The sequence below is a fragment of the Pseudomonas sp. Rh2 genome (assembly GCF_040762985.1).
GTDB classification, from domain to species: Bacteria; Pseudomonadota; Gammaproteobacteria; order Pseudomonadales; family Pseudomonadaceae; genus Aquipseudomonas; species Aquipseudomonas taiwanensis.
Genome location: NZ_CP142890.1, coordinates 1,823,359 through 1,846,215 on the forward strand (window position 1 = coordinate 1,823,359; position 22,857 = coordinate 1,846,215).

The 22,857-nt window shown below is 63.3% G+C and carries 15 protein-coding genes, 2 tRNA genes and 1 pseudogene; 12 read left to right on the top strand and 6 right to left on the bottom strand.

Annotated features, from left to right (window positions below):
- Positions 1–89 precede the first annotated feature (89 nt).
- Positions 90–1,268, bottom strand: coding sequence for an MFS transporter (locus VXM67_RS08265; protein ID WP_367237589.1), 1,179 nt, complete (start codon positions 1,266–1,268; stop codon positions 90–92).
- A gap of 222 nt (positions 1,269–1,490) precedes the next feature.
- On the opposite strand from VXM67_RS08265, the gene VXM67_RS08270 reads away from it, so the two are divergent.
- The 3 genes from VXM67_RS08270 to VXM67_RS08280 all read left to right on the top strand — a co-directional run bounded on the left by VXM67_RS08270 (position 1,491) and on the right by VXM67_RS08280 (position 4,487).
- A complete protein-coding gene (locus tag VXM67_RS08270; protein ID WP_023379195.1) occupies positions 1,491–2,222 on the top strand; it encodes a GntR family transcriptional regulator in 732 nt (243 codons plus the stop codon).
- 128 nt (positions 2,223–2,350) lie between these two features.
- Positions 2,351–3,625, top strand: a complete 1,275-nt coding sequence (locus VXM67_RS08275) for an MFS transporter (protein WP_367237590.1) — start codon at positions 2,351–2,353, stop codon at positions 3,623–3,625.
- A gap of 28 nt (positions 3,626–3,653) precedes the next feature.
- Entirely contained in the window at positions 3,654–4,487 is an 834-nt protein-coding gene (locus tag VXM67_RS08280) for an amidohydrolase (protein ID WP_367237591.1), read from the top strand.
- A gap of 63 nt (positions 4,488–4,550) precedes the next feature.
- On the opposite strand, the gene VXM67_RS08285 is transcribed toward VXM67_RS08280, so the two are convergent.
- Positions 4,551–6,470 (bottom strand): methyl-accepting chemotaxis protein, encoded by a 1,920-nt coding sequence (locus VXM67_RS08285; RefSeq protein WP_023379198.1) that lies wholly within the window; start codon positions 6,468–6,470, stop codon positions 4,551–4,553.
- Positions 6,471–6,736: 266 nt separating this feature from the next.
- On the opposite strand from VXM67_RS08285, the gene VXM67_RS08290 reads away from it, so the two are divergent.
- On the top strand, positions 6,737–8,614 hold the full coding sequence (locus tag VXM67_RS08290; RefSeq protein ID WP_367237592.1) for a 1-acyl-sn-glycerol-3-phosphate acyltransferase: 1,878 nt from the start codon (positions 6,737–6,739) through the stop codon (positions 8,612–8,614).
- A 15-nt stretch (positions 8,615–8,629) separates the two neighbouring features.
- Here VXM67_RS08290 and sugE read toward each other — a convergent pair whose 3' ends face one another.
- From sugE to rdgC, 3 genes are all read right to left on the bottom strand, one after another.
- The gene (gene sugE / locus VXM67_RS08295) at positions 8,630–8,947 is read right to left on the bottom strand and encodes a quaternary ammonium compound efflux SMR transporter SugE (protein WP_023379200.1); all 318 of its coding nucleotides are present in this window, start codon (positions 8,945–8,947) and stop codon (positions 8,630–8,632) included.
- Positions 8,948–9,152: 205 nt separating this feature from the next.
- Positions 9,153–10,118 (bottom strand): bile acid:sodium symporter family protein, encoded by a 966-nt coding sequence (locus VXM67_RS08300; protein ID WP_023379201.1) that lies wholly within the window; start codon positions 10,116–10,118, stop codon positions 9,153–9,155.
- A gap of 161 nt (positions 10,119–10,279) precedes the next feature.
- On the bottom strand, positions 10,280–11,200 hold the full coding sequence (gene rdgC / locus VXM67_RS08305) for a recombination-associated protein RdgC (protein ID WP_027906891.1): 921 nt from the start codon (positions 11,198–11,200) through the stop codon (positions 10,280–10,282).
- A 217-nt stretch (positions 11,201–11,417) separates the two neighbouring features.
- Here rdgC and VXM67_RS08310 point away from each other — a divergent pair.
- Positions 11,418–11,493: transfer RNA gene (locus tag VXM67_RS08310), tRNA-Val, on the top strand.
- Positions 11,494–11,506: 13 nt separating this feature from the next.
- Positions 11,507–11,583, top strand: a tRNA-Asp gene (locus VXM67_RS08315).
- 156 nt (positions 11,584–11,739) lie between these two features.
- Here the strand turns inward: VXM67_RS08315 and map are convergent.
- A complete protein-coding gene (map, locus tag VXM67_RS08320) occupies positions 11,740–12,516 on the bottom strand; it encodes a type I methionyl aminopeptidase (RefSeq protein WP_104882077.1) in 777 nt (258 codons plus the stop codon).
- A 316-nt stretch (positions 12,517–12,832) separates the two neighbouring features.
- Here map and VXM67_RS08325 point away from each other — a divergent pair.
- The 6 genes and pseudogenes from VXM67_RS08325 to VXM67_RS08350 all read left to right on the top strand — a co-directional run.
- Positions 12,833–16,816, top strand: a pseudogene (locus VXM67_RS08325) (molybdopterin-dependent oxidoreductase); the annotation flags it as partial.
- Between the two features lie 302 nt (positions 16,817–17,118).
- Entirely contained in the window at positions 17,119–19,671 is a 2,553-nt protein-coding gene (gene nirB, locus VXM67_RS08330; RefSeq protein WP_367237593.1) for a nitrite reductase large subunit NirB, read from the top strand.
- Positions 19,671–20,033 (top strand): nitrite reductase small subunit NirD, encoded by a 363-nt coding sequence (gene nirD, locus VXM67_RS08335; protein ID WP_104882863.1) that lies wholly within the window; start codon positions 19,671–19,673, stop codon positions 20,031–20,033. Before nirB ends, nirD begins: the two co-directional genes overlap by 1 nt.
- 69 nt (positions 20,034–20,102) lie before the next feature.
- Positions 20,103–21,035, top strand: coding sequence for a pca operon transcription factor PcaQ (gene pcaQ / locus VXM67_RS08340; protein WP_104882075.1), 933 nt, complete (start codon positions 20,103–20,105; stop codon positions 21,033–21,035).
- A gap of 344 nt (positions 21,036–21,379) precedes the next feature.
- Positions 21,380–22,126 carry an FKBP-type peptidyl-prolyl cis-trans isomerase gene (locus VXM67_RS08345; protein ID WP_023379209.1) on the top strand — a complete coding sequence of 249 codons (747 nt, stop codon included), beginning with the start codon at positions 21,380–21,382 and terminating at the stop codon, positions 22,124–22,126.
- A 273-nt stretch (positions 22,127–22,399) separates the two neighbouring features.
- Positions 22,400–22,840, top strand: a complete 441-nt coding sequence (locus VXM67_RS08350) for a YkvA family protein (protein ID WP_023379210.1) — start codon at positions 22,400–22,402, stop codon at positions 22,838–22,840.
- The last annotated feature ends 17 nt before the right edge of the window (positions 22,841–22,857 follow it).

Genomic DNA, 22,857 nt, shown 5'->3' on the forward strand with positions numbered 1-22,857 from the left:
CAGCTTCGTCAGTGCAGACGATGGTCGCAGCCCAGCATGATATCCCTGCAGGAGCGGGGTCGCTCGCGAGTGGGCCAGTCCAGCCAACATCAATGACGGCGGGTACCCAACCCGTAGAACACCCCCGCCAGTATCACCGACAACACCAGCAGGTAGAAGATCGCCCCCGGCCACAGATGCGTCAGGGCAAACCCCACCATTACAGGCCCCAGCGCCGCCCCCAGGTTCGACAGGTTCTGCGCGCCGTAATAGACCCCGCGCAGATGTTCGGGAGCGATCAGGTCGATGAACATGTACTCGGCCGGTATCACGATGATCTCGCCTAAAGTGAACACCAGCATCGCCAGGCACCAGGCCAGCACCGAGCCGGCCAGCGCGAACCCCAGCAGCCCAGCGACGAACAGCGCCATGCCGGCCAGCAGCCACGACATCAGGTTCTGGCGGCTGATGCGCCGACCGATCAGGTACTGCAGGGCGATCACCGTCACGGCGTTGGTGGTCACCAGGTAGCCAACCAGGCGTGCGGCCTGCTCAGCGCTCGTGGTCACCACCAGATACTGTGACAGGTAGGCGGTGAACTGGCCGAACACCACGGCGCTGAGCACGCCCCCCAAGGTGAAGTACACCAGGCGGCGGTCGCGTGCCAGGCCCATGGCTACCTGGGCGAACCCGCTGCGCTCCGGGCTTGGGTCTCGGGTCTGCAATACACGGTCGCCCAGCTGCCAGTAGGCCAGGCTCATGCCCAGGCCAATCAGCGCCGAGGCCAGGAACGGCAGGTGATCGTCGAATTCCAGCAAGGCTACGCCGAGCAGCGGTCCTGCAGCGTAGCCCACATTGCTCAAGGTGTACTTGATGGCGAACACCTCGGCCCGCTCGTCCACCGGTAGCAGGGCACAGAAGCCAGCCTTGGCGGCGATGTCGACCACCGCCAAGGCTAGGTTGATCAGCACCAGGCACAGGAAGAACAGTGCGCTCGAGCGGCTGGCGATGGCGCCGATGAAGGCGAGGGCGAATACCAGGGTGCTGGCGGTGACTACCGTATGGTTGCGCAGGATATCGACCAGGTGCCCGCCGTAGAGGCTCAGCAGCGAAGCGACGATCAGCGCGCCACCGATCAGCAGGCCGATATGGCTGATCGACAGGTGGAAGGTGTGCGCCAGGTAGACCACCAGGTAGGGCAGGGTGAGGGCGCGGGCCACGGTCAGGGTGAAGGTGGTGCTGAGTAGCAGGCGTACGGCAGTGGGGTAGCGCTTGAGGGCGGCGAGCATTGCCACGTCCTTGTCAGGGTGAAGTTGCCGGTGCCTGAGCATAAGGGAGCCCAGGCGCTTGTGTCGCCTGTGTCTGCTGTTTCGTCGCCAGTTCACCTTCGCTGAGCAACGCTTCGGACTCGGGCCAGAGCTGACCGGTGGAGGATTGACATGCCAGCACCCACCGGGAATACTCTCGGAAAAATTCATATATATGTTTATATAACAACACGAGAGCGACCCATGCACCCACTGTCCGGTGATGCTCGACTTCCCCGCTATCAACTGCTGCGCGACCACCTCGTGGAGCAGATCGCCAACAACCGCTGGCGTCCAGGCGAGGCTATTCCCACCGAAGCGGCGTTGTCGGCCGAGTTCGACATGTCTGTCGGCACCGTGCGCAAAGCCGTCGATGCGCTGGTGGCCGAAGGCGTGCTGGAACGCCAGCAGGGCCGGGGTACCTTCATCCGCCGCCCACAGTTCCAGTCCTCGCTGTTCCGATTCTTCCGCTTCGAAACCGTCAGTGGCGAACGGGTGATGCCGGAAAGCCGAATTCTGTCCATCGAGCCGGTCCTGGCGCCTTCCGCTGTGGCCCAAGCGCTTGGACTGCCGACCGAGGCCGAAGTCATCCGTATCATCCGTACCCGTCTGCTGGGGGCCCAGCCGGTGCTGGCCGAAGAAATCTGGTTGCCGCGCCAGACCTTCCAGCCCTTGCTGGAGGTCGACCTCAACCAGAAGGGCCCGCTGCTTTACCCCATCTATGAAGCGCTATGCGGCCAGGTCGTCGCCTCCGCTGAAGAGACCCTGACCGCCGAAGCGGTCGATGCGGTGCATGCGCGCGTGCTGCAACTGCCGGTCGACAGCCCGGTAGTGGTGATCGAGCGCCTGGCCCGTGATTACGCCGGCAAACCTCTGGAGTGGCGCCGTTCACGCGGCCATGCGCAGCACTTCCGCTACCGCATCGACATTCGCTAAGCCGGTTTCATCCCGTTACCCGTCTGTGCCCTGGCGTCAGGGCGCAGTGGCTTCGCCTGCCCGGTCGACGCGTGCCAAGCGCTTCGGCGCGCCCGACCGTCACACACACGACTAGAAGGATAACAATCATGTTCAGCTGGTATCGCCAGATCACTTCACGGGAACGCAAGACGTTCTGGGCCTGTTTCGGTGGCTGGTCGCTCGATGCGCTGGAAGTGCAGATGTTCGGCCTGGCGATTCCCGCCCTGATCGCCGCGTTTTCCCTGACCAAGGGCGATGCCGGCCTGATCAGCGGCCTGACCCTGGTCACTTCGGCAATCGGTGGTTGGCTGGGCGGTACCCTGTCGGACCGCTATGGCCGCGTGCGTACCCTGCAGTGGATGATCCTCTGGTTCTCCTTCTTCACCTTCCTCTCGGCCTTCGTTACCGGCTTCTACCCGCTGCTGTTCGTCAAGGCCATGCAAGGCTTTGGCATTGGCGGTGAGTGGGCTGCCGGCGCGGTGCTGATGGCCGAGACCATCAACCCGAAATACCGCGGCAAGGTCATGGGCACCGTGCAAAGCGCCTGGGCCGTGGGCTGGGGGCTGGCGGTGGCGCTGTTCGCGCTGATCTATTCGCTGGTGCCGCAGGAATTCGCCTGGCGGGTGATGTTCTTCGTCGGGTTGCTGCCGTCGCTGCTGATCATTTGGGTGCGCCGCAACGTGCAAGAGACGGACAGTTTCCAGCGCTTGCAGAAAGAGAAGGCCATCCCCGGCAGCTTCTTCACGTCCATGGCCGGTATCTTCCGCCCGGAACTGCTGCGCGTGACGCTGTTGGGTGGCCTGCTGGGCCTGGGTGCCCATGGTGGTTACCATGCCGTCATGACATGGCTGCCGACCTTCCTGAAGACCGAGCGCAACCTCTCGGTGCTGAACTCCGGCGGCTACCTGGCCGTGATCATCTTCGCCTTCTGGTGTGGCTGCGTCGTGAGTGGCCAGTTGATCGACCGTATTGGCCGTCGCAAGAACATCCTGCTGTTCGCGCTGTGCTGCGTACTGACCGTGCAGGCCTATGTGTTCTTCCCGCTGACCAATACCCAGATGCTGTTCCTCGGTTTCCCGCTGGGCTTCTTCGCAGCGGGTATTCCGGCCAGTCTGGGGTCGTTCTTCAACGAGCTGTACCCAGCTGATGTGCGCGGTGCCGGGGTGGGCTTCTGCTACAACTTCGGGCGTGTGCTGTCGGCGGTGTTCCCGTTCCTGGTCGGCCATATGAGCGAGTCCATGTCCTTGGGGTCGGCCATCGGTATCGATGCGGGCATCGCCTATGGCGTTGCCGTGATCGCCGCGCTGTGCCTGCCGGAAACCCGTGGCCGCACCCTCGAAGCCGAACCGGCACCGGCGCTGTCTGGCGCTGTGACCAAGTAATTTCGATCAACCCGTTTCGATGAGAGCCATGCCCGACGTTCCCGCTCCAACCCTGACCGCCATCGACAGCCATGCCCACGTGTTCAGCCGTGGGCTGAACCTGGCCAGCGAGCGGCGTTATGCGCCCAGTTATGACGCCCCCCTGGGCGATTACCTGAGCCAGCTTCAGCACTATGGTTTCAGCCATGGTGTGCTGGTCCAGCCCAGCTTCCTGGGCACCGACAACCGCTACCTGCTGAGCGCCCTGCAGACCGTCCCGGGGCAATTGCGAGGCGTGGTGATGCTTGACCGGGACGTCGAGCGCCAGACGCTCGATGACATGACTCGCCAGGGCGTGAGGGGTGTTCGCCTGAACCTGATGGGCCAGGCTCTGCCAGACCTGACGGATGCGCAATGGCGCCCGATGCTGGAACGCATTGGCGAGCAGGGCTGGCATCTGGAGCTACACCGGCCTGTGGCGGACCTGCCCAGGCTGGTCCGCGCCCTGGAGCCCTATGGCCTGGATATCGTCATCGATCACTTTGGTCGGCCCGATGCCCGTGGCGGTTTGGGCCAGCCAGGTTTCGCCGAGATGCTGACCCTGGGCGGCAAAGGCAAGGTCTGGGTGAAAGTGTCCGGTGTCTATCGGCTGGAAGGTTCGCCCGAGCAGAACCTGGCGTTCGCCCGCCGGGCGCTGGTTGCGCTTGAAGCGCACTATGGCGCCGAGCGTCTGATGTGGGGCAGTGACTGGCCGCATACCCAGCATGAGTCGGCGGTGAGCTTTACCACGGTGATAGAGCAGTTCGAGGCGCTGGGTTGTTCGACCGAGTTGCGTCGGGCGTTGTTGGTGGATACCGCTCGATCGCTGTTCGGGTTTGCGTGACCGGTGGGCTGTACTGGCCTTCGCGGGTTCACCCGCGAAGAGGCCAGAAGCCTTACACCCGCATCACAGCCGGAACCGGCTGATCATCTCCTGCAATTGCCCGCCCAACCGCGCCAACTCGACACTGGATGCCGATGTCTGCTGACTCGCTTCTGCCGTTTGCTCTGAAATGTCCCTTACCGTCACCACGCTACGGCTGATTTCTTCAGCCACTGCGCTCTGCTGCTCCGATGCCGCAGCAATCTGCTGGTTCATCGACTGGATTCCGGAAACCCGCTGGGTGATCCCTTCCAGCGCCAGACCTGCTTCGCGCACCAGTGCAACGCTGCTCGCGGTCAAGCTCTGGCTCTCTTGCATCAGCTCACTGACCGAGCGAGTGCCTTGCTCCAGGCTGCCGATCGCCGATTCGATCTCTTCGGTGGACGCCTGGGTGCGCTGGGCCAGGCTGCGCACTTCATCCGCCACAACCGCGAAGCCACGGCCAGCTTCACCAGCGCGGGCGGCCTCGATGGCGGCGTTGAGCGCCAGCAGGTTGGTCTGCTCGGCCACCGCCTTGATCACGTCCATCACCTTGCCGATGCGCTGGCTTTCGCTGCGCAGCGCATCCATGGCTTCACCGGTGGCCGCCACTTGGCTGGCCAGGCGATCTATCTGCACAACCGCGCGGCTCACTACGTGGTCGCCCTCACGGGCTTCCTGGTCGGTGGCGCTGGCGGCTTGCGAGGCTTCACCGGCATTGCGCGCCACTTCATGAACAGTGGCTGCCATTTCCTGCATGGCGGTGGCCACCTGGTCCGTTTCCACTTTCTGGTGAGTGGCGCCAGCGCTGGTTTGCTCGGTAATGGCCGACAATTGCTCGGTGGAACTGGCGATCTGCGAGATGCCGTCACGAACACGGGCAATGAGTTGGCGCAGGTTCCCGGTCATGGTCTTCAGGCTGTTCTGCAACTGGCCCAGTTCATCGCGGCGCTGGCTGGCCGGTTGCTCGCTGAGATCGCCCGCAGCCACTTGCTCCATGGCGCGCAGCACACGCTGCAGCGGCTGGCTGATCTGACGGGCGATGATGACCGCCGCCAAAGCACCCAACAGCAGGGCGAGGGCGGTGGTGACCAACTGCAAGGTCCTGGCGAACTGGCTGTCGTCTCTCACCGACGCCGCCTGGGCATCGAGCAGTTGGCCAATCACGCTGTTCAGGGTTTCGACGTTCTGGCCCATGGCGTTGCGGTAGTCCACCAGTTTGCTTACCTCGCCCCGGAAGGCTTCCACGGCCGCGGCGTAGGCATGTACCTGGCCGTTCAACTGTTCGAACTGCGGGCCAAAGCTGCCGTTGAACTTCGCCACCAGCCCTGGCAGATCATTCACGGTGGTAGCGATCTGCGCGTTCATCAACTGTTCGGTGTCGGCATTGGTGTTACCGGTATAGCCACGCACGTGGTAGCGCAGCAGGATCAGGTTTTCGCGGATCTGGTTGATCGCTTCGCTGCGCTCGAAACGCTGTTCGGCATCCGGCAGCGCACGCACCTGCTGGCGGATTTCTTCGATGCTGGCGAATGAGCGCGTGGCCAGCGCGCCCATTTCCTTCTGCGCTTCGCGCATCTTCTGATAGGACTGGAAGCTCAGCGACTGGTTGTGCGCATAGGCCTGCAAGGTTTGCTCGGCATCGTGCAGCCGCGAGAGATTGTCGCTCTTGACCAGGACGGCCCGCAATTTCGCCATCGGCGCCTGGAAAGCCTCCAGCGCGGCCTGCAACGCCTTGGCCTGGCTTTCCTCGCCATTGGCCATGGCATGGCGCAGGCGGGCCTCGCGCAAGTCGCCGAGCACATCGTTCAGGCGTGAGACATCGTTGACCACCTCGCTGCGGCGCACCAGGCTGCCGAGTCCGTTCCAGCTGATCAATGACTGGGCAAGGGTCAGGCACAGCACCAGGCCAAAACCAAGGAAGAGTTTACTGGCGATCTTCAGGTCGCCGAACCCGATAAACATAAACTGCTGCGCTCCTTTTCTTATGTGTTGGAGGAGACCGGAGGTCCATTCCCGCTACGAGATGTAGTCATCTATATGAATTATCGTCATATGTATCAAAATCTGAACCAGGAATGCATTAAATTTGCTGTCACATGGCCATCATTCTGTGATGAAGCGCCCAAATTCACGGCCTGGCTTGCCAACCCGAGGCTTTCCCGTGCAGATTTGTGGCCTGCCGCGTTGAACGTGCCTCCAATGACAAAAGCACTTCAGGAACATGGACGATGAGTCACCCCTCGCAATTCACCTTGCTCGGCAAACGGCGCTTCCTGCCGTTTTTCGTCACCCAGTTGCTGGGTGCTTTCAACGACAACCTGTTCAAGCAGTCATTGATCCTGGCGATCCTGTTCAAGCTCAGCCTCGGGGACGACGACCGCTCGATCTGGGTCAACCTGTGCGCGTTGCTGTTCATCCTGCCGTTCTTCCTGTTCTCGGCACTGGGCGGTCAGTTTGGCGAGAAATTCGCCAAGGACGCGTTGATCCGCGCGATCAAGCTGGCCGAGATCGGCATCATGGCGATCGGTGCGGTCGGCTTCGTCACCGATCACCTGGTGCTGATGTTGGTGGCGTTGTTCGGCATGGGGACCCACTCGGCGCTGTTCGGCCCGGTAAAGTATTCGATCCTGCCCCAGGCCCTGCGTGAAGAAGAGCTGGTGGGCGGTAACGGGCTGGTGGAGATGGGCACATTCCTGGCGATCCTCGCCGGCACCATCGGCGCTGGGGTGATGATGTCGACCGACAGCTATGCCGCGGTGGTGGCGGGCGGCGTGGTCGGTACCGCGGTGTTGGGTTACCTGGCCAGCCGCTGGATTCCGCGCGCCGCTGCCGCCTCCCCGCAGATGCCGCTGGACTGGAACATCTTCAAGCAGTCCTGGGCGATCCTGCGCATGGGCCTGGGGCAGACGCCGGCGGTATCGCGCTCGATCGTCGGCAACTCCTGGTTCTGGTTCGTCGGCGCCATCTACCTGACCCAGATCCCGGCCTACGCCAAAGACTGGCTGCACGGAGACGGCACGGTCGTGACCCTGGTGCTGACCTTGTTCTCGGTGGGCATCGCCCTGGGTTCACTGCTGTGCGAGCGCCTCAGTGGGCGCAAGGTGGAGATCGGCCTGGTGCCGTTCGGCTCGTTCGGCCTGACCCTGTTCGGCCTGCTCTGGTGGTGGCATTCAGGGGATGTACCAGCCGCAGCCACCCCCCACGACTGGTTGACCTTGCTGGGCATGAGCCAAGCCTGGTGGATCATGCTGTCGATCGTCGGGCTTGGTGTGTTCGGTGGTTTCTACATCGTGCCGCTGTACGCATTGATCCAGGCCCGCACGGCCGAAGACCAGCGCGCTCGGGTCATCGCCGCCAACAACATCCTCAACGCCTTGTTCATGGTGGTTTCGGCGATTCTCACCATCCTCCTGCTGGGGCTGGCGGAGCTGACCATCCCGCAGCTGTTCCTGGTGGTGTCGTTGCTCAATGTCCTGGTGAACGCCTACATCTTCCGCATCGTGCCGGAATTCACCATGCGCTTCCTGATCTGGTTGCTCAGCCATTCCATGTACCGGGTGGAGCACCGTGACCTTGAGCGTATTCCTGACGAGGGCGCGGCGCTGTTGGTGTGCAACCATGTCTCGTTCGTCGACGCCTTGCTGCTGGGTGGGGCCATTCGCCGGCCAATACGGTTCGTCATGTACTACAAGATCTTCAACCTACCGGTGCTCAACTTCGTGTTCCGCACCGCAGGCGCCATTCCCATTGCCGGGCGCGGCGAGGACGAGGTGATCTACGAGCGTGCCTTTGCCCGCATTGCCGAGTACCTGAAGGCGGGCGAGGTGGTGTGCATCTTCCCCGAGGGCAAGCTGACCGGTGACGGGGAGATCGACGTATTCAAAGGTGGCGTCAGCCGTATTCTCGATGAAACCCCGGTGCCGGTGATTCCCCTGGCACTGCAAGGGTTGTGGGGCAGCTTCTTCAGCCGTGATCCGGCCAAGGGCTTCTTCAAGCGCCTGTGGTCACGCGTGACCATCGTGGCTGGCGCCGCCATCCCGGTGGAGGCGGCGCAGCCTGAAGCCCTGCGTGAGCAGGTCAGTCGCTTGCGAGGGGAGGTTCGCTGAGGTGCAGGGGGAAGGTCAGCTGGCGCTGACCTTCAGGCCGACCAGGCCGGTGACGATCAGTGCCACGCTGGCCAGTCGCACCAGAGCCATGGATTCGCCGAACAGGATGATGCCAGCGATCACCGTGCCGACTGCGCCGACACCGGTCCAGATGGCGTAGGCGGTGCCCAGGGGCAGTTCCTTCATCGCAAGCCCCAGCAGACCGAGGCTGATGGCCATGGCCGCGACGGTGAGCACGGTGGGCAAGGGTTTGCTGAAGCCGTCGGTGTACTTGAGGCCGACCGCCCAGCCGACTTCGAACAAGCCGGCGAAGAACAGAATGATCCAGGACATGAGTGTGTCTCCATCGTTTGAAAGATGGGGCCGTCCCCGGAATGGTCACGCGGTGCGTCGTGAGGCCGTCCTCACAGTGGGCACTATAGTGCACATTTGCGCGGTTCCGGGCAAGCCTGTGCCGACGTGATCGCCCCCTGTCCGACTGCAGCAGACAACCTGTGTGAACGGGTTTACCCGCGAAGAGGTCGGCACAGGCACGCTGTCAATTCCCGGCCGGTTCAATGTCTCCAACCGCAGGCTTCGGCGCTTCCAGGCGGCGGAACCAGGTGGACAGCAACGCCCCGGAAATATTGTGCCAAACGCTGAACAACGCACTCGGCACTGCCGCCAGCGGGGAGAAGTGCGCCGCAGCCAACGCCGCGCCAAGCCCCGAGTTCTGCATGCCCACCTCCAGCGCCAGCGACTTGCGCTGGGCCAGTGGCAGTTTGCACAGCTTGCCGGTGAGGTAACCCAGCAGGTAGCCGAAGCTGTTGTGCAGTACCACCACCGCCATGATCAGCAGGCCGGACTCGGCAATCTTCGCCTGGCTGGCTGCCACCACGGCGCAGACGATCATCACGATGCTGATCACCGACACCAGCGGCAGTACCTGTACCGCCACTTGGACCCGCGCACCGAGCAGGCGCTGGGCCAGCACGCCGAGCACGATCGGCAGCATCACCAGCTGCAGAATCGACCAGAACATGTCCATGAAGGACACTGGCAACCAGGCCGAAGCCAAGAACCAGATCAGCGCCGGGGTGAGCAGTGGCGCGAGCAGGGTGGTTACCGCTGCGATCGCCACCGCCAAGGCAAGGTCGCCCTTGGACAGCCACACCATCACGTTCGAAGCCGTGCCACTGGGGCAGCAGCCAACCAGGATCACACCCACCGCGATTTCGGCGGGCAGGTGGAATAGCTGGCAAAGCAACCAGGCCATGCCTGGCATGATCACGAAATGCGCCACCACCCCGAGGGCAACGCGCCACGGCTGGCGAGCGAGGGCGGCGAAGTCGTCGAGCTTGAGCGTAAGGCCCATGCCGAACATCACCACACCCAGGAGCGGCACGATGGCCACTTTCAGCGCGATGAACCATTGTGGTTGCAGGAAGGCCAGGCAGGCGAACACCAGTACCCACAGGGCGAAGGTGTTGCCGACGAAGCGGCTGAGGGCGGCGAGTGCACGCATGGGCAGGTCCTTGTTCTGTTAAACGCTGTTTTTTGCAGGCCCTATCGCCGGCAAGCCGGCTCCTGCAGGTGTTGCGAACCCCTGCAGGAGCCGGCTTGCCGGCGATAGGGCCGCTACTGACCCAGACTGAATTCCCGGCCAGCACCGCCAGTCGATGCGACTCAGACCCCTTGTGGGATCTCCTCGCCACCCAGTGCCTCGAACAGCGCCGGCAAGAACTCGGTGAAGGTCATCATCATCAACGTGAAGCTGGCATCGAACTGTTGCTGGGCTTCGTCGCCACCGTCCTGTTCGGCCTGCTCTTGCAGCAACTCCTCGAACTTCAGGCGCTTGATCACCATCTTGTCGTCGAGCACGAACGACAATTTGTCCTGCCAGGCCAGGGCCAGTTGGGTAACCACCTTGCCGGTGCTCAGGTGCAGCTGGATTTCCTCACCGGTCAGGTCCTGACGCTTGCAGCGCACGATGCCACCGTCTTCGGCGGTGTCGCGCAGCTCGCACTCGTCCAGCACATAGAAGCCTTCGGCCGCCTGTTGCGACTTGACCCAGTCGGTCATCGTCGCGGTCGGCGCGATCTTCACGGTCGCCGGGCGAACCGGCAGCGAGCCCATGACTTCACGCAGGGTCGACAACAGGTCTTCGGCGCGCTTGGCACTGGCCGAGTTGACCAGAATCATGCCCAGGCGCGGGGCGATGGCGGCGAAGATCATCGAGCGACGGATGAACGCGCGTGGCAGGAACGCCTGGATGATGTCGTCCTTGATCTGGTCGCGCTCCTTTTTATAGACCTTGCGCATTTGCTCGGTCTCGATCTCTTCGACCTTTTCCTTCACCGCATCGTTGACCACGCTGCTAGGCAGGATGCGCTCTTCCTTGCGCGCGGCAATCAGCAGGAATTCGCCGCTGACGTGCACCAGCGGGGCATCCTCGCCCTTGCCGAACGGCGCGACGAAACCATAGGTGGTCAGCTCCTGGCTGGCGCAGGGGCGGGCCGGCTTGCTGGCCAGGGCAGCTTCCAGCGCTTCGGGCTCGAACGGGACATCCTGGGTCAAGCGGTAGGTCAGCAGGTTCTTGAACCACATGAGGGGGAATCTCTCCTTAGTGCATAAGGCGGGCATTATTCTCCGAGGGGTGGTCCCAGGCCAACCCTGTCATAGGGCCAGTAGCTATATAGAGAGAAGGAAAAGCCAGCTGCTGCTAGGTCTTTGAAAGGCCTGAAAATTTTTTTTAAAAAAGTCGAAAAAAGTGCTTGCCAGGGTGGGAGGTCATCCGTAGAATGCGCGCCACACCGAGACGAAAGGGTGATTAGCTCAGCCGGGAGAGCATCTGCCTTACAAGCAGAGGGTCGGCGGTTCGATCCCGTCATCACCCACCACTCGATGTATAGCGCAGCGGTAGTTCAGTCGGTTAGAATACCGGCCTGTCACGCCGGGGGTCGCGGGTTCGAGTCCCGTCCGCTGCGCCATATTCCAGCTTCCAGGGCCCACTGAACACCCGGAAGCCACAAAGAAGAAAGCGACCTTAGGGTCGCTTTTTTTGTTTCTGCGCCGGCTGAATCGGCGTGGCGGAAGGTGTCGCCGCCGATTTGCCCCTATTGGACGGCATCGCCACCTCGCCAGTCTCAACGATTGCGCTCTTCCTCCCGTAGCGTCAGTACCTCGACGCCGTTTTCAGTCACCGCCACGGTATGCTCCCACTGCGCCGACAGCGTGTGGTCGCGGGTAATCACTGTCCAGCCATCGCGCAGCGTTCGTGTTCCCCGCCCGCCCTGGTTGATCATCGGCTCGATGGTGAACACCATCCCCGGTTGCAACTTCATGCCCATGCCGCGTTGGCCGTAGTGCAGCACTTCGGGCGCCTCATGCATCTGCTTGCCGATACCGTGCCCGCAATACTCGCGCACCACGCTGTAGCCCGCCGCCTCGGCGTGGGCCTGGATGGCGTGACCGACATCGCCCAGGGTGGCCCCGGGGCGTACCTGCCCGATGCCTTTCCACAATGCCTCATAGGTGGTGTCGACCAGGCGGCGGGCCTCGTCGCTTATGGCCCCGATGCTGTACATCTTCGATGAATCAGCGATGTAGCCACCCTGTTCGAGGGTGATATCGACATTGATGATCGAGCCTTCCTGGAGCACCTCCTCCGCCTTGGGCATGCCATGACACACCACATGGTCCACCGAGGTGTTGAGCGAGTAGGGGAAGCCGTACTGGCCTTTGCTGGCCGGGCGTGCCTTGAGGGTCTGGGTGATGAAGGCCTCGGCACGGTCGTTGATCTGCATCGTGGTAATGCCGGGGCGAATAAAACAGTCGAGGTCGGCGAACACCTGCGCCAACAGTTGGCCTGCGTTGCGCATCAGGTCGAGTTGGGCGGGCGTCTTGAGGATCACCTTGGACATGGGACAGGAAGCGGCTCTTGATGAAAAGTGCCCCAGCATAGCGCTGCGGGGCTTGATCACGCCACCGCGTGGTGCGCTGCCTGGCCGATACCGGCAGGCGCCGGCTTGCCGGCGATGGTGCCGGTCCAGCTGGCCCAAAACTTGCTCAGCCACTGCCTAGAGGGCCATCAACGTCGATGCCCCCCGACATTCCACGACAAAGGCGCCGTGTTGCCCCCCGCTTGCCAAGCAAGCTCGGGGCAGCCGGCGCCTTTTTCGTTTCTGCCTACAGGAGACTACCCATGACCCGCAGCGAAGTACGCAGTGTCTGCCCGTATTGCGGCGTCGGCTGCGGCATTGTGTTGAGCGTGGCCAATGGCAAGGTCGGTAAGGTCAGTGGCGACAAGCTGCACCCCAGCAATTTCGGTCGTCTGTGCACCAAGGGCCTCACCGCCCATGTGCCGCTGAACGCTGCCGGGCGTATGGAGGAGGCCTTCGTGCGCCAGCAGCGCAACCAGGAGCCAGCCCGCACCTCTCTGGACCTCGCCATCGAACAAGCCGCCGGGCGTTTGCGTGGCATCATCGACCAGCACGGCGCCGATGCCGTGGCACTGTACGTCTCTGGGCAAATGTCGCTGGAAGCCCAGTACCTGGCCAATAAATTGGCCAAGGGTTTCATCCGCACCCGCCATATCGAATCAAACTCGCGCCTGTGCATGGCCAGCGCCGGCAGCGGCTACAAGCTTTCGCTCGGCGCCGATGGCCCGCCCGGCAGTTACCAGGATTTCGAGCATGCCGAAGTGTTCCTGGTGATCGGCGCGAACATGGCCGACTGCCACCCGATTCTGTTCCTGCGCCTGCTTGACCGCGTCAAGGCCGGGGCCAAGCTGATCGTGGTCGACCCACGCCGCACGGCCACTGCCGACAAGGCCGACCTGTTCCTGCAAGTGCGTCCCGGCAGCGACATGGCGCTGCTCAATGGCCTGCTGCATCTGCTGCACCGCAATGGTCATACCGACCCGGATTTCATCGCCCGCCATACCGAGGGTTGGGACGAAATGCCCGATTTCCTCGAGGACTACAGCCCCGAGCGCGTTGCCGCCATCACCGGATTGGCGCAAGCCGATATTCGTCAGGCCGCCGAGTGGATCGGCTCGGCCGGGGAATGGATGAGTTGCTGGACCATGGGCCTGAACCAGAGTGTCCACGGCACCTGGCACAGCAATGCCCTGTGCAATCTGCACCTGGCCACTGGCGCCATCTGTCGTCCAGGCAGCGGGCCGTTCTCCTTGACCGGGCAGCCCAATGCCATGGGGGGCCGCGAGATGGGCTACATGGGGCCGGGCCTGCCGGGGCAGCGCTCGGCACTGGTGGATGCGGATCGGGCCTTTGTCGAGCACCAGTGGGGCCTGGCCCAGGCAGCCTGCGCAGCGAAGGTGCAGAGGGCACGGTGGCATTGTTCGAGCAGATGAAGGCTGGCGAGGTGAAAGCCTGCTGGATCATCTGCAGTAACCCCGTGGCCAGTGTCGCCAATCGCCAGCAAGTCATCGAGGGCCTGCGCCAGGCTGAACTGGTCATCAGCCAGGATGCCTTTCTCGACACCGAGACCAACCGCTACGCCGACATTCTCCTGCCTGCCGCGCTCTGGGCCGAAGGCGAGGGTGTGATGATCAACAGCGAGCGCAACCTTACCCTCATGCCTCGCGCTGTCGAGCCGCCGGGGCAGAGCTTGCCCGACTGGCAACTCATCGCCCGGGTGGCCTGCGCCATGGGGTATGCCCATGCCTTCGACTACCGCGACGCCGAGTCGGTATACGAGGAGATCCGCCAGTTCTGGAACCCCACCACAGGCTACGACCTGCGGGGTATCGGCTACCCCGAACTGCGCCATAGCCCCCGCCAGTGGCCCTGCGCGCCAGGCGACGAGGGCGATCGCAGCCCAGTGCGCTACCTCAATGACGGTCGCAGCCAGCACCTGGTGAGCGACGCCGAAGGCCTGCGCCCCGCACTGGCTTTTCCTACCCCCAGCGGCAAGGCGCGTTTCTTCGCCAGGCCGTGGCTGCCGGCACCAGAGCTGCCGGATGCCGATTATCCCCTGGTGCTCAACACCGGGCGCGTGCAGCACCAGTGGCACACGCTGACCAAGACCGGCAAGGTGCCGGCGCTGAACAAGCTGGAGCCCGGCCCCTTCGTCGAGCTGCATCCGGAAGATGCCGAGCGCCTGGGCATTCGCGACAAGGACCCAGTGGCGATCCGCTCGCGCCGTGGCCAGGCCGTGTTGCCCGCACGGGTCAGTGACCGGGTCATGCCTGGCAATTGTTTCGCGCCATTCCACTGGAACGATGTGTTCGGCGAGCACTTGGCAATCAATGCCGTGACCTGTGATGCGGTCGACCCCCTGTCGCTGCAGCCGGCCTTCAAGCATTGCGCGGTGGCCCTGGAGCGGGTCGCCGGTGAACGCATCGACGCCCTCGACCTGGGCGCCGCCACCCGCACTTCGGAGCCCGCCACCATGCCGACCGCCACGCTGTCCCGTCTGCTTGGCCTGGATGCGCTGCCTGCCCCGGTTCTGGCCGACGATGAGCGCCACTACTTGCAAGGTTTCCTGCTCGGCCTGGACCAGGCGCGCATTGAAGGGGTGCCGTGCCTGCCAGCCAACGCGCCGCTGGCGGCGGCCCAACGTCTGTTCGTCGATGGGCTGCTGGCGGGGCTTTACGCCCAGTCGGCGCCTGCGCAGGTCGATGTCCCCCGGCACCAAGTGCTGTGGGCATCGCAGACCGGCAATGGTGAAGCCCTGGCCGAGCGTTGCGCTGGGCACTTGCGCAGCGCCGGCCTGGCGGTGCAGTTGAACTGCATGGAGGCGGTCACCCCACGGCAGTTGCAGGGCGCTGCGAGCGTTGTGCTGATTGCCAGCACGTTCGGCGACGGTGATGCGCCTGATACCGGTACTGCGTTCTGGAATGCGTTGCAAGGCGAAGAGGGGGGGCATTGCGCCGATCTGCCCTATGCCGTGCTGGCCCTTGGAGACTCGAGCTACGACCAGTTCTGCGGGTTTGGCCGCAAGCTCGATCAGCGCCTTGCCGAGCTGGGCGGCCGACGCCTGTTGCCGCGTGTCGACTGCGAGCCGGATTTCGACGAAACCTTCGCCAACTGGCTCCAAGCCCTGCTGCCCGAGCTCGGGCCTGCCACCACGCTCGAACCAGCCAGGGAAGCCGTGCCGGCGCCGCTCTACAGCAAGCAACGACCATGGTCGGCGACCCTACTCGAAAACCGCGTGCTCAATGCCCCAGGAGCCAGCAAGGAAACCCGTCAGCTGGTATTCGACCTCGCTGGCAGTGGCTTCACCTATGAGGCCGGTGATGCCCTTGGGGTGTGGCCACGCAACTGCCCGGCATTGGTCGAAGAGCTCTTGGCGTTGATGCACCTCGATGGCCAGGCGTTGGTCGAACTCAACGGGAAGCCCGCCATGCCCTTGGTTGAGGCCCTGGCGCAGCACCTGGAGATCGCGCGGGTCACGCCGCAGCAGTTGCAGGTATTCGGTCGCCACCAGCCAGCCTTGCAGCGTCTGTTGCAACCGGAGCACAAGGCCGAATTGCAGGAGTGGCTGTGGGGCCGGCAGTTGGCCGATGTGCTGCGCGAGTATCCTCAGGACTTACCGCTGGCCAGCTGGCTTGAGTTGCTCAAACCACTGCAACCGCGCCTGTATTCGATCAGTTCAAGCCCGTCCGCTCACCCCGATCAGGTGCACCTGACCGTCTCGACCGTACGCTATGGTCAGCGCAAGGGCGTTTGCTCGGCTTTTCTCGCCGACCGCGCGGACACCTTGAAGGTGGCGATTTTCCCGCAGGTATCGAAGCACTTTCGCCTGCCGGAGGACGACAACGCGCCTGTGATCATGGTCGGCCCCGGTACCGGCATCGCACCGTTCCGGGCGTTTCTGGAAGAGCGTGAGGCTCGCGGTGCCTGTGGCGAAAACTGGCTGTTCTTCGGCGAGCAGTACGCCGCCAGTGATTTCTATTACAAGGAGCAACTGCTGGCCTGGGTGGCAGCCGGGCATCTGCGTCTGGACACCGCGTTCTCCCGCGACCAGGCCGAAAAGATCTACGTGCAACAGCGTCTGCGTGAGCAAGGCGCGCAGGTGTGGCGCTGGCTTGAATCAGGGGCGTACTTCTATGTGTGTGGCGATGCCCAGCGTATGGCCAAGGATGTGGACGGCGCCCTGCGCGAGGTCGTGGCGGTGCATGGCCAGATGAGCAACGAGGCGGCGGAGGCTTACGTTGAAGCGTTGAGCAAGGCCAAGCGCTACCGGCGAGATGTGTATTGATTGCACCGGGATGGTGAGGGATGCACTTCGGTGGTGCGGTTTTCAATGCCTTATGGCCGGCAAGCCGGCGCCTGCGAAGACCGCACCGAACCTGTGGGCGCCGGCTTGACGGCGATGAATCCAGCGCAGTCACCCCATCGGCAGTGGTCCAGCAGCATTTGGCACACTCCCTGCTACATCCGTTTCACAACATGCCCCACTGATCAACGGCGATCAATCAGGGGCCCACCGTGATGAGTACAGGCAAAGGCGCCTGGAGCTTCGGCTCCAGGCGCTTTTTTTTTGATCGAGGATCGGCTATGAACGCAACAGCGAACGGCGGGCAACGAGAGCGAGTGGTGATTGTCGGCAACGGCATGGTCGGCCATCACTGCGTCGAGCAACTGATCGAACGTGGCGCCCTGGCGCGCTTCGAGGTGCGGGTGTTCGGCGAAGAGCGCCAGCGTGCATACGACCGTGTGCACCTGTCCGAGTACTTCGGCGGCAGCTGTGCCGAAACCCTGGCCCTGTGCGAACACGGGTTCTACGGCGACAACGGTGTGCACCTGCATCTGGGCGAGGCGGTGCTGCAGATCGACCGCGAACGCTGCGAAGTGGTCACCGCCGAAGGCCGTTACGGCTACGACCACCTGGTCCTGGCCACGGGCTCGTATCCCTTCGTGCCACCGATCGAAGGTTCCAGCGGCAATGCTCGACTGGTCTATCGCACCCTCGACGACCTGGACGCCATTCGAGCCGCCGCCAGCGGTGCCCGTCGTGGCGTGGTGGTGGGGGGCGGCCTGCTTGGCCTGGAAGCGGCCAATGCACTCAAGTCACTGGGCCTGGAAGCCCATGTTGTCGAGTTCGCCCCACGGTTGATGCCGGTGCAACTGGACGGCGAGGGCGGTGCTGCGCTCAAGGCACGGATCGAAGCGTTGGGCGTGGGCGTGCACCTGTCCCGTGCCACCCAGTCGATCAGCGCCGGCGAGGCTTATCGCTACCGGATGAACTTCGATGGTGGGGAGCACCTGGAAACCGACCTGATCGTATTTTCTGCTGGTATCCGCCCGCAAGATGCCCTGGGGCGGGCCTGTGGCCTCGAGATCGCCCCACGCGGTGGGGTAGTGATCGACAGCCACTGCCGCACCAGCGACCCGCGCATCTTCGCCATCGGCGAGTGCGCTTCGTGGAATGGCAGCATCTTCGGTCTGGTTGCCCCCGGTTACAGCATGGCCCGTAATCTGGCGGCGCTGCTCACCGGTGAGGCGGCCGCCGAGTTCGGCGGTGCCGATATGTCGACCAAGCTCAAGCTGCTGGGGGTCGATGTCGGCTCCATCGGCGATGCCCAAGGCGCCACCCCAGGGTCGCGCAGCTACCGCTTCATCGACGAGGCCACCGCCGCCTACCGCCGTCTGGTGGTCGATGCCAGTGGCAAGCGCGTGCTCGGCGCGGTGCTGGTTGGCGACAACAGTTACTACGACACCCTGTTGCAATACGCCCAGAACGGCATTGCCCTGCCAGCGGACCCCGCGGGCTTGATCCTGCCGCAAAGTGCCGGCGCCCCAGCGCTTGGGGCCGACGCCTTGCCTGACAGCGCGACGATCTGTTCCTGCCACAATGTCAGCAAGGGCGCGGTCTGCGCAGCCATCGACAGCGGCTGTAGCGACCTGGCTGCCCTCAAGGGTTGCACCAAGGCTGCGACCGGTTGTGGCGGCTGCGCGGCCCTGCTCAAGCAGGTCTTCGAGCATGAGTTGACTGCCCGTGGCGTCACCGTCGACAAGCGTCTGTGCGAGCACTTCGCCTACACCCGCCAGGAGCTTTACGGTCTGGTCCGCGTCGAAGGTATCCGCACCTTCAATGAGTTGCTCGAACGCCATGGCAAGGGCCATGTCGGCTGCGACATCTGCAAGCCGACGGTGGGCTCGATTCTCGCTTCCTGCTGGAACCAGCCGATCATGGACCCGGCCCTGGTGCCGCTGCAGGACACCAACGACACCTTCATGGCCAACATGCAGAAGAACGGCACCTACTCGGTGGTACCGCGCATCCCGGGCGGCGAGATCACCCCCGACAAGCTGATCGTGATTGGCCAGGTGGCGAAGAAATACGACCTCTACACCAAGATCACCGGCGGCCAGCGTATCGACCTGTTCGGTGCCCAGTTGCACGAACTGCCGCTGATCTGGGGCGAGCTGATCGACGCCGGCTTCGAGACCGGCCATGCCTACGGCAAGTCGACCCGTACGGTGAAGTCGTGCGTCGGCAGCACCTGGTGCCGGTATGGCGTGCAGGACAGTGTGGGCATGGCGCTGCGCCTGGAAGACCGCTACAAAGGCCTGCGATCGCCGCACAAGCTCAAGTTCGCAGTGTCCGGCTGCACCCGCGAATGCGCCGAAGCGCAGAGCAAGGACATCGGCGTGATCGCCACCGACAAGGGCTGGAACCTATACATCTGCGGCAACGGCGGCATGCGACCACGCCATGCCGAGCTGTTCGCCACCGACCTCGACGACGAGACATTGGTGCGCCTGATCGACCGCGTGCTGATGTTCTACATTCGGACCGCCGACAAGTTGCAGCGCACTTCGGTGTGGCGCGAAAGTCTGGAAGGCGGCCTGGACTACCTCAAGCAGGTGATTCTCGACGACAGCCTGGGGCTGGCCGCCGAGCTGGAGGCGCAGATGCAGCATGTGGTCGACCAGTATGAGTGCGAATGGGCCAACGCCCTGAACGACCCCGAAAAGCTCAAGCGCTTCCGTACCTTCGTCAACGACCAGCGGCCCGACCCGGACGTGCATTTCGTTCGTGAACGCGATCAGCGCCGGCCTGCCGCACCGTTGCATCTGATCCCCACCGCCGAGGAGGCTGTCTGATGAACCTGTCCAATGCTGCTGTCGCCAAGCAACCGAACTGGCAAACGGTCTGCCAGGCCAATGACCTGGTCGCCGATTCCGGCGTTGTGGTGTGGTTCGACGGAGCCCAGGTGGCGCTGTTCTATCTGCCAGGCCAGGCACAGACGTTGTACGCTGTGGACAACCGCGACCCACGTTCCGGGGCCAACATCATCGGCCGCGGACTGGTGGGTAGCCTGCAGGGGGAGTTGGTGGTGGCGGCACCGTTGTACAAGCAGCATTTCAGCTTGAAAAGCGGTAGATGCCTGGAAGACGACGACCAGCGGTTGCGGGTATGGCCGGTACGCTTGAACGGTGAGGCGGTGGAGTTGGCGGTGGCCTGACGGTCGATTGCTGGCTGCGCTGGGGCGTTCGCGGGTTATCTACGTTCGTCAATGCGGTAAGCTTGCCGCATGAACCTCGATACCCGCATCAAGTACCGCCACCTGCTGTGTTTCCTGGAGATTGCCCGTCAAGGCAGCCTGGCTAGGGCTGCCGACATTCTGGCCATCAGTCAGCCGGCGATCTCCAAAACCCTCAAGGAGCTCGAAGACCTGCTTGAAACGCGGTTGTTCGAACGTAGCCGCCAGGGCGTCGAACTGACACCGGCCGGCGCACGCTTCATGCGTTACGCAGGCCCCAGCGTGCAGGCGTTGCGCGATGGGGTTAGCAGCCTTCGCGGTGAGGCGCGGGCACCTTCGCAGGTGCGCATCGGCGTCTTGTCCACGGTCGAAGGGCTGTTGATGCCCGAAGTGCTGTGCCGGTTGCATCAGCGGCACGAGGCGCTGGTGATCAGCGTGGTTACCGGGGTCAGCGCGCAATTGCTGGGGCAATTGCACCTGGGCGAGCTGGAACTGGTGGTCGGACGCATGACCGACAGCCCGCAGATCCAGGGCTTGTCGTTCGAGCATCTGTACAGCGAGTCGATGAGCCTGGTGGTGCGGCCCGGCCATCCGCTATTGGCTACAGCCCCGCTGGAGCGCTCGCAGGTCGGGCGTTATCCCTTGGTGTTGCCGCCGGCAGGCACGACCATCCGCCAGCACGCCGACAGCCTGTTCGTGCAATGCGGCATCCAGATGCCGGCCCAGCGCCTGGAAGCCCTGTCGCTGGCGCTGAGTCGGCGTTATCTGCTGGGTAGCGATGCGGTCTGGGTGGCACCGCGCGATGCGGTATTGCTTGACCTGCGCCGTGGCGAACTGGTCGAACTCGACCTGGGCGTGCGCGAGCCGGGCGGCTCGGTGGGCATCTGCCGTAATGCCGCCTTGCCGCAGAGCCTGCCGGGGCAGTGGGTATGCGAGGTGTTGCGAGAGGTGGCGGGGCAGTATCGGGAGGGTGAGTATCCCTGAGGCTTGCCGGGAGGTATTGAGCGTCATTGAGATCGAGCGCCGCCGGGGCGGCGCATCGCGAGCAACGCTCGCTCCTACGGTTATCCGGATGCACCAAACCCTCTTACAGATCCGATGACGAGCACTCTCGGAAACCCTGGAAACATATCGCCATAAAAATCCGGCAGAACCGGTGCAACGGGTCAATACTGGCCATTTACCGCACCCCCATGATGAAGATGTTTTTAATCACTGAACTTCCAAGGCCAAACCCGCTCTTATGCCGGTAGCCATTGGTCATGGCCGCCTGCTAAGCTCGCGGCTTTACCCTGATTGCCCTCATGGCGCATGAACAAGGAAATAGCATGAAACAACATCGTCTGGCGGCTGCGGTTGCCCTGGTAGGCCTGGTACTGGCTGGCTGCGACCAGCAGGCCAGCACGCCCGAGCTGAAGACTCCGGCACAAAAAGCCTCCTACGGTATCGGCCTGAACATGGGCAAGAGCCTGGCTCAGGAAGGCATGGAAGACCTTGATTCGAAAGCCGTTGCCCTCGGCATCGAAGACGCCGTCGGCAAGAAAGAGCAGCGCATCAAGGACGAAGAGCTGGTAGAAGCCTTCACCGCGCTGCAGAAGCGCGCCGAAGAGCGCCTGGCCAAGGCCAGTGAAGAAGCTGCCTCCGCTGGCAAGAAATTCCTCGAAGAGAACGGCAAGAAGCCAGGCGTAATCACCACCGCTTCCGGCCTGCAGTACGAAGTGGTCAAGAAAGCCGATGGCCCGCAGCCCAAGCCGACCGATGTGGTTACTGTCCACTACGAAGGCAAGCTGATCGACGGCAAGGTGTTCGACAGCTCCGTCGAGCGTGGCAGCCCCATCGATCTGCCGGTCAGCGGCGTGATCCCAGGTTGGGTCGAAGGCTTGCAGCTGATGCACGTCGGCGAGAAGTACAAGCTGTTCATCCCGGCTGAGCTGGCTTACGGCGCACAGAGCCCGAGCCCGCTGATCCCGGCCAACTCGGTGCTGGTGTTCGACCTCGAACTGCTCGGCATCAAGGACCAGAACCAGCCGCAAGGCGAGGCTCCGGAAGCTCCGGCTGAAGAGCCTGCCAAGTAAGAGCCTTCGCGCTACGAACAACGCCCCGTCCTGACGGGGCGTTTTCGTTTGAGTGGGGGCGAACCTCGTGCCGGGTGAACGGTCCGAGCAAAGGCGAGGGAACGAAGTGGGATGCGTCTGACGCAAATCGTTTGCGGATCTGAAACGACTGTGTAAAAAACGCCCGATCTGAGTGCCGCCCTTGCCTCATGGGCACCTGACGTCGGAAACTTCGCCCTGTTCACAAGGTTATCCACAATAAATGTGGATAACCCATTCGCTGTTGGAGGCTCCATGAGCGCACCTTGGAATTTCGCCCGTTTCCTGCCCCTGGCCGAGCGCCTGCTCAGCCGTGGCCGGTTACCTGCGCTGCTGTTCGCCGTGGCCCGGAAGGGGCCGCGCCTGGGGCAATTGCGTGAGGACGTCAAACTCTTGCAGTCGCTGTGCCTGGCCTGGTGGCGCGGCGAGTATCGCGCTATCAGTCCCAGGGCTTTGGTCACGGTGGTGGCGGGGCTGCTGTACTTCGTCAGCCCTATCGATGCCATTCCGGACTGGCTGCTGGGCGTGGGTTTTCTCGACGACATCGCCGTGCTGGGCTGGGTGCTCAAGACCGTGGCCGATGAGCTGGCACGCTTCAAGGCCTGGCGTGACAGCCAGTCACCCGAGCGCCTGAGGGTGCTCGAACGCTTGCCAGATACCCCGCAAGCGCTGCGCCTAGAACGGAATAAGCACTGAAATCAACCTGATCTGCA

Excerpts from the sequence above, each read along its gene's own strand:
- VXM67_RS08350 (WP_023379210.1), top strand. The coding sequence starts at position 22,400 with ATGAGCGCACCTTGGAATTTCGCCCGTTTCCTGCCCCTGGCCGAGCGC.
- map (WP_104882077.1), bottom strand. The coding sequence starts at position 12,516 with ATGTCCAAGGTGATCCTCAAGACGCCCGCCCAACTCGACCTGATGCGC.
- VXM67_RS08275 (WP_367237590.1), top strand. The coding sequence starts at position 2,351 with ATGTTCAGCTGGTATCGCCAGATCACTTCACGGGAACGCAAGACGTTC.
- VXM67_RS08265 (WP_367237589.1), bottom strand. The coding sequence starts at position 1,268 with ATGCTCGCCGCCCTCAAGCGCTACCCCACTGCCGTACGCCTGCTACTC.
- VXM67_RS08345 (WP_023379209.1), top strand. The coding sequence starts at position 21,380 with ATGAAACAACATCGTCTGGCGGCTGCGGTTGCCCTGGTAGGCCTGGTA.
- nirB (WP_367237593.1), top strand. The coding sequence starts at position 17,119 with ATGAACGCAACAGCGAACGGCGGGCAACGAGAGCGAGTGGTGATTGTC.
- VXM67_RS08290 (WP_367237592.1), top strand. The coding sequence starts at position 6,737 with ATGAGTCACCCCTCGCAATTCACCTTGCTCGGCAAACGGCGCTTCCTG.
- VXM67_RS08270 (WP_023379195.1), top strand. The coding sequence starts at position 1,491 with ATGCACCCACTGTCCGGTGATGCTCGACTTCCCCGCTATCAACTGCTG.
- rdgC (WP_027906891.1), bottom strand. The coding sequence starts at position 11,200 with ATGTGGTTCAAGAACCTGCTGACCTACCGCTTGACCCAGGATGTCCCG.
- VXM67_RS08300 (WP_023379201.1), bottom strand. The coding sequence starts at position 10,118 with ATGCGTGCACTCGCCGCCCTCAGCCGCTTCGTCGGCAACACCTTCGCC.
- pcaQ (WP_104882075.1), top strand. The coding sequence starts at position 20,103 with ATGAACCTCGATACCCGCATCAAGTACCGCCACCTGCTGTGTTTCCTG.
- VXM67_RS08285 (WP_023379198.1), bottom strand. The coding sequence starts at position 6,470 with ATGTTTATCGGGTTCGGCGACCTGAAGATCGCCAGTAAACTCTTCCTT.
- nirD (WP_104882863.1), top strand. The coding sequence starts at position 19,671 with ATGAACCTGTCCAATGCTGCTGTCGCCAAGCAACCGAACTGGCAAACG.
- sugE (WP_023379200.1), bottom strand. The coding sequence starts at position 8,947 with ATGTCCTGGATCATTCTGTTCTTCGCCGGCTTGTTCGAAGTCGGCTGG.
- VXM67_RS08280 (WP_367237591.1), top strand. The coding sequence starts at position 3,654 with ATGCCCGACGTTCCCGCTCCAACCCTGACCGCCATCGACAGCCATGCC.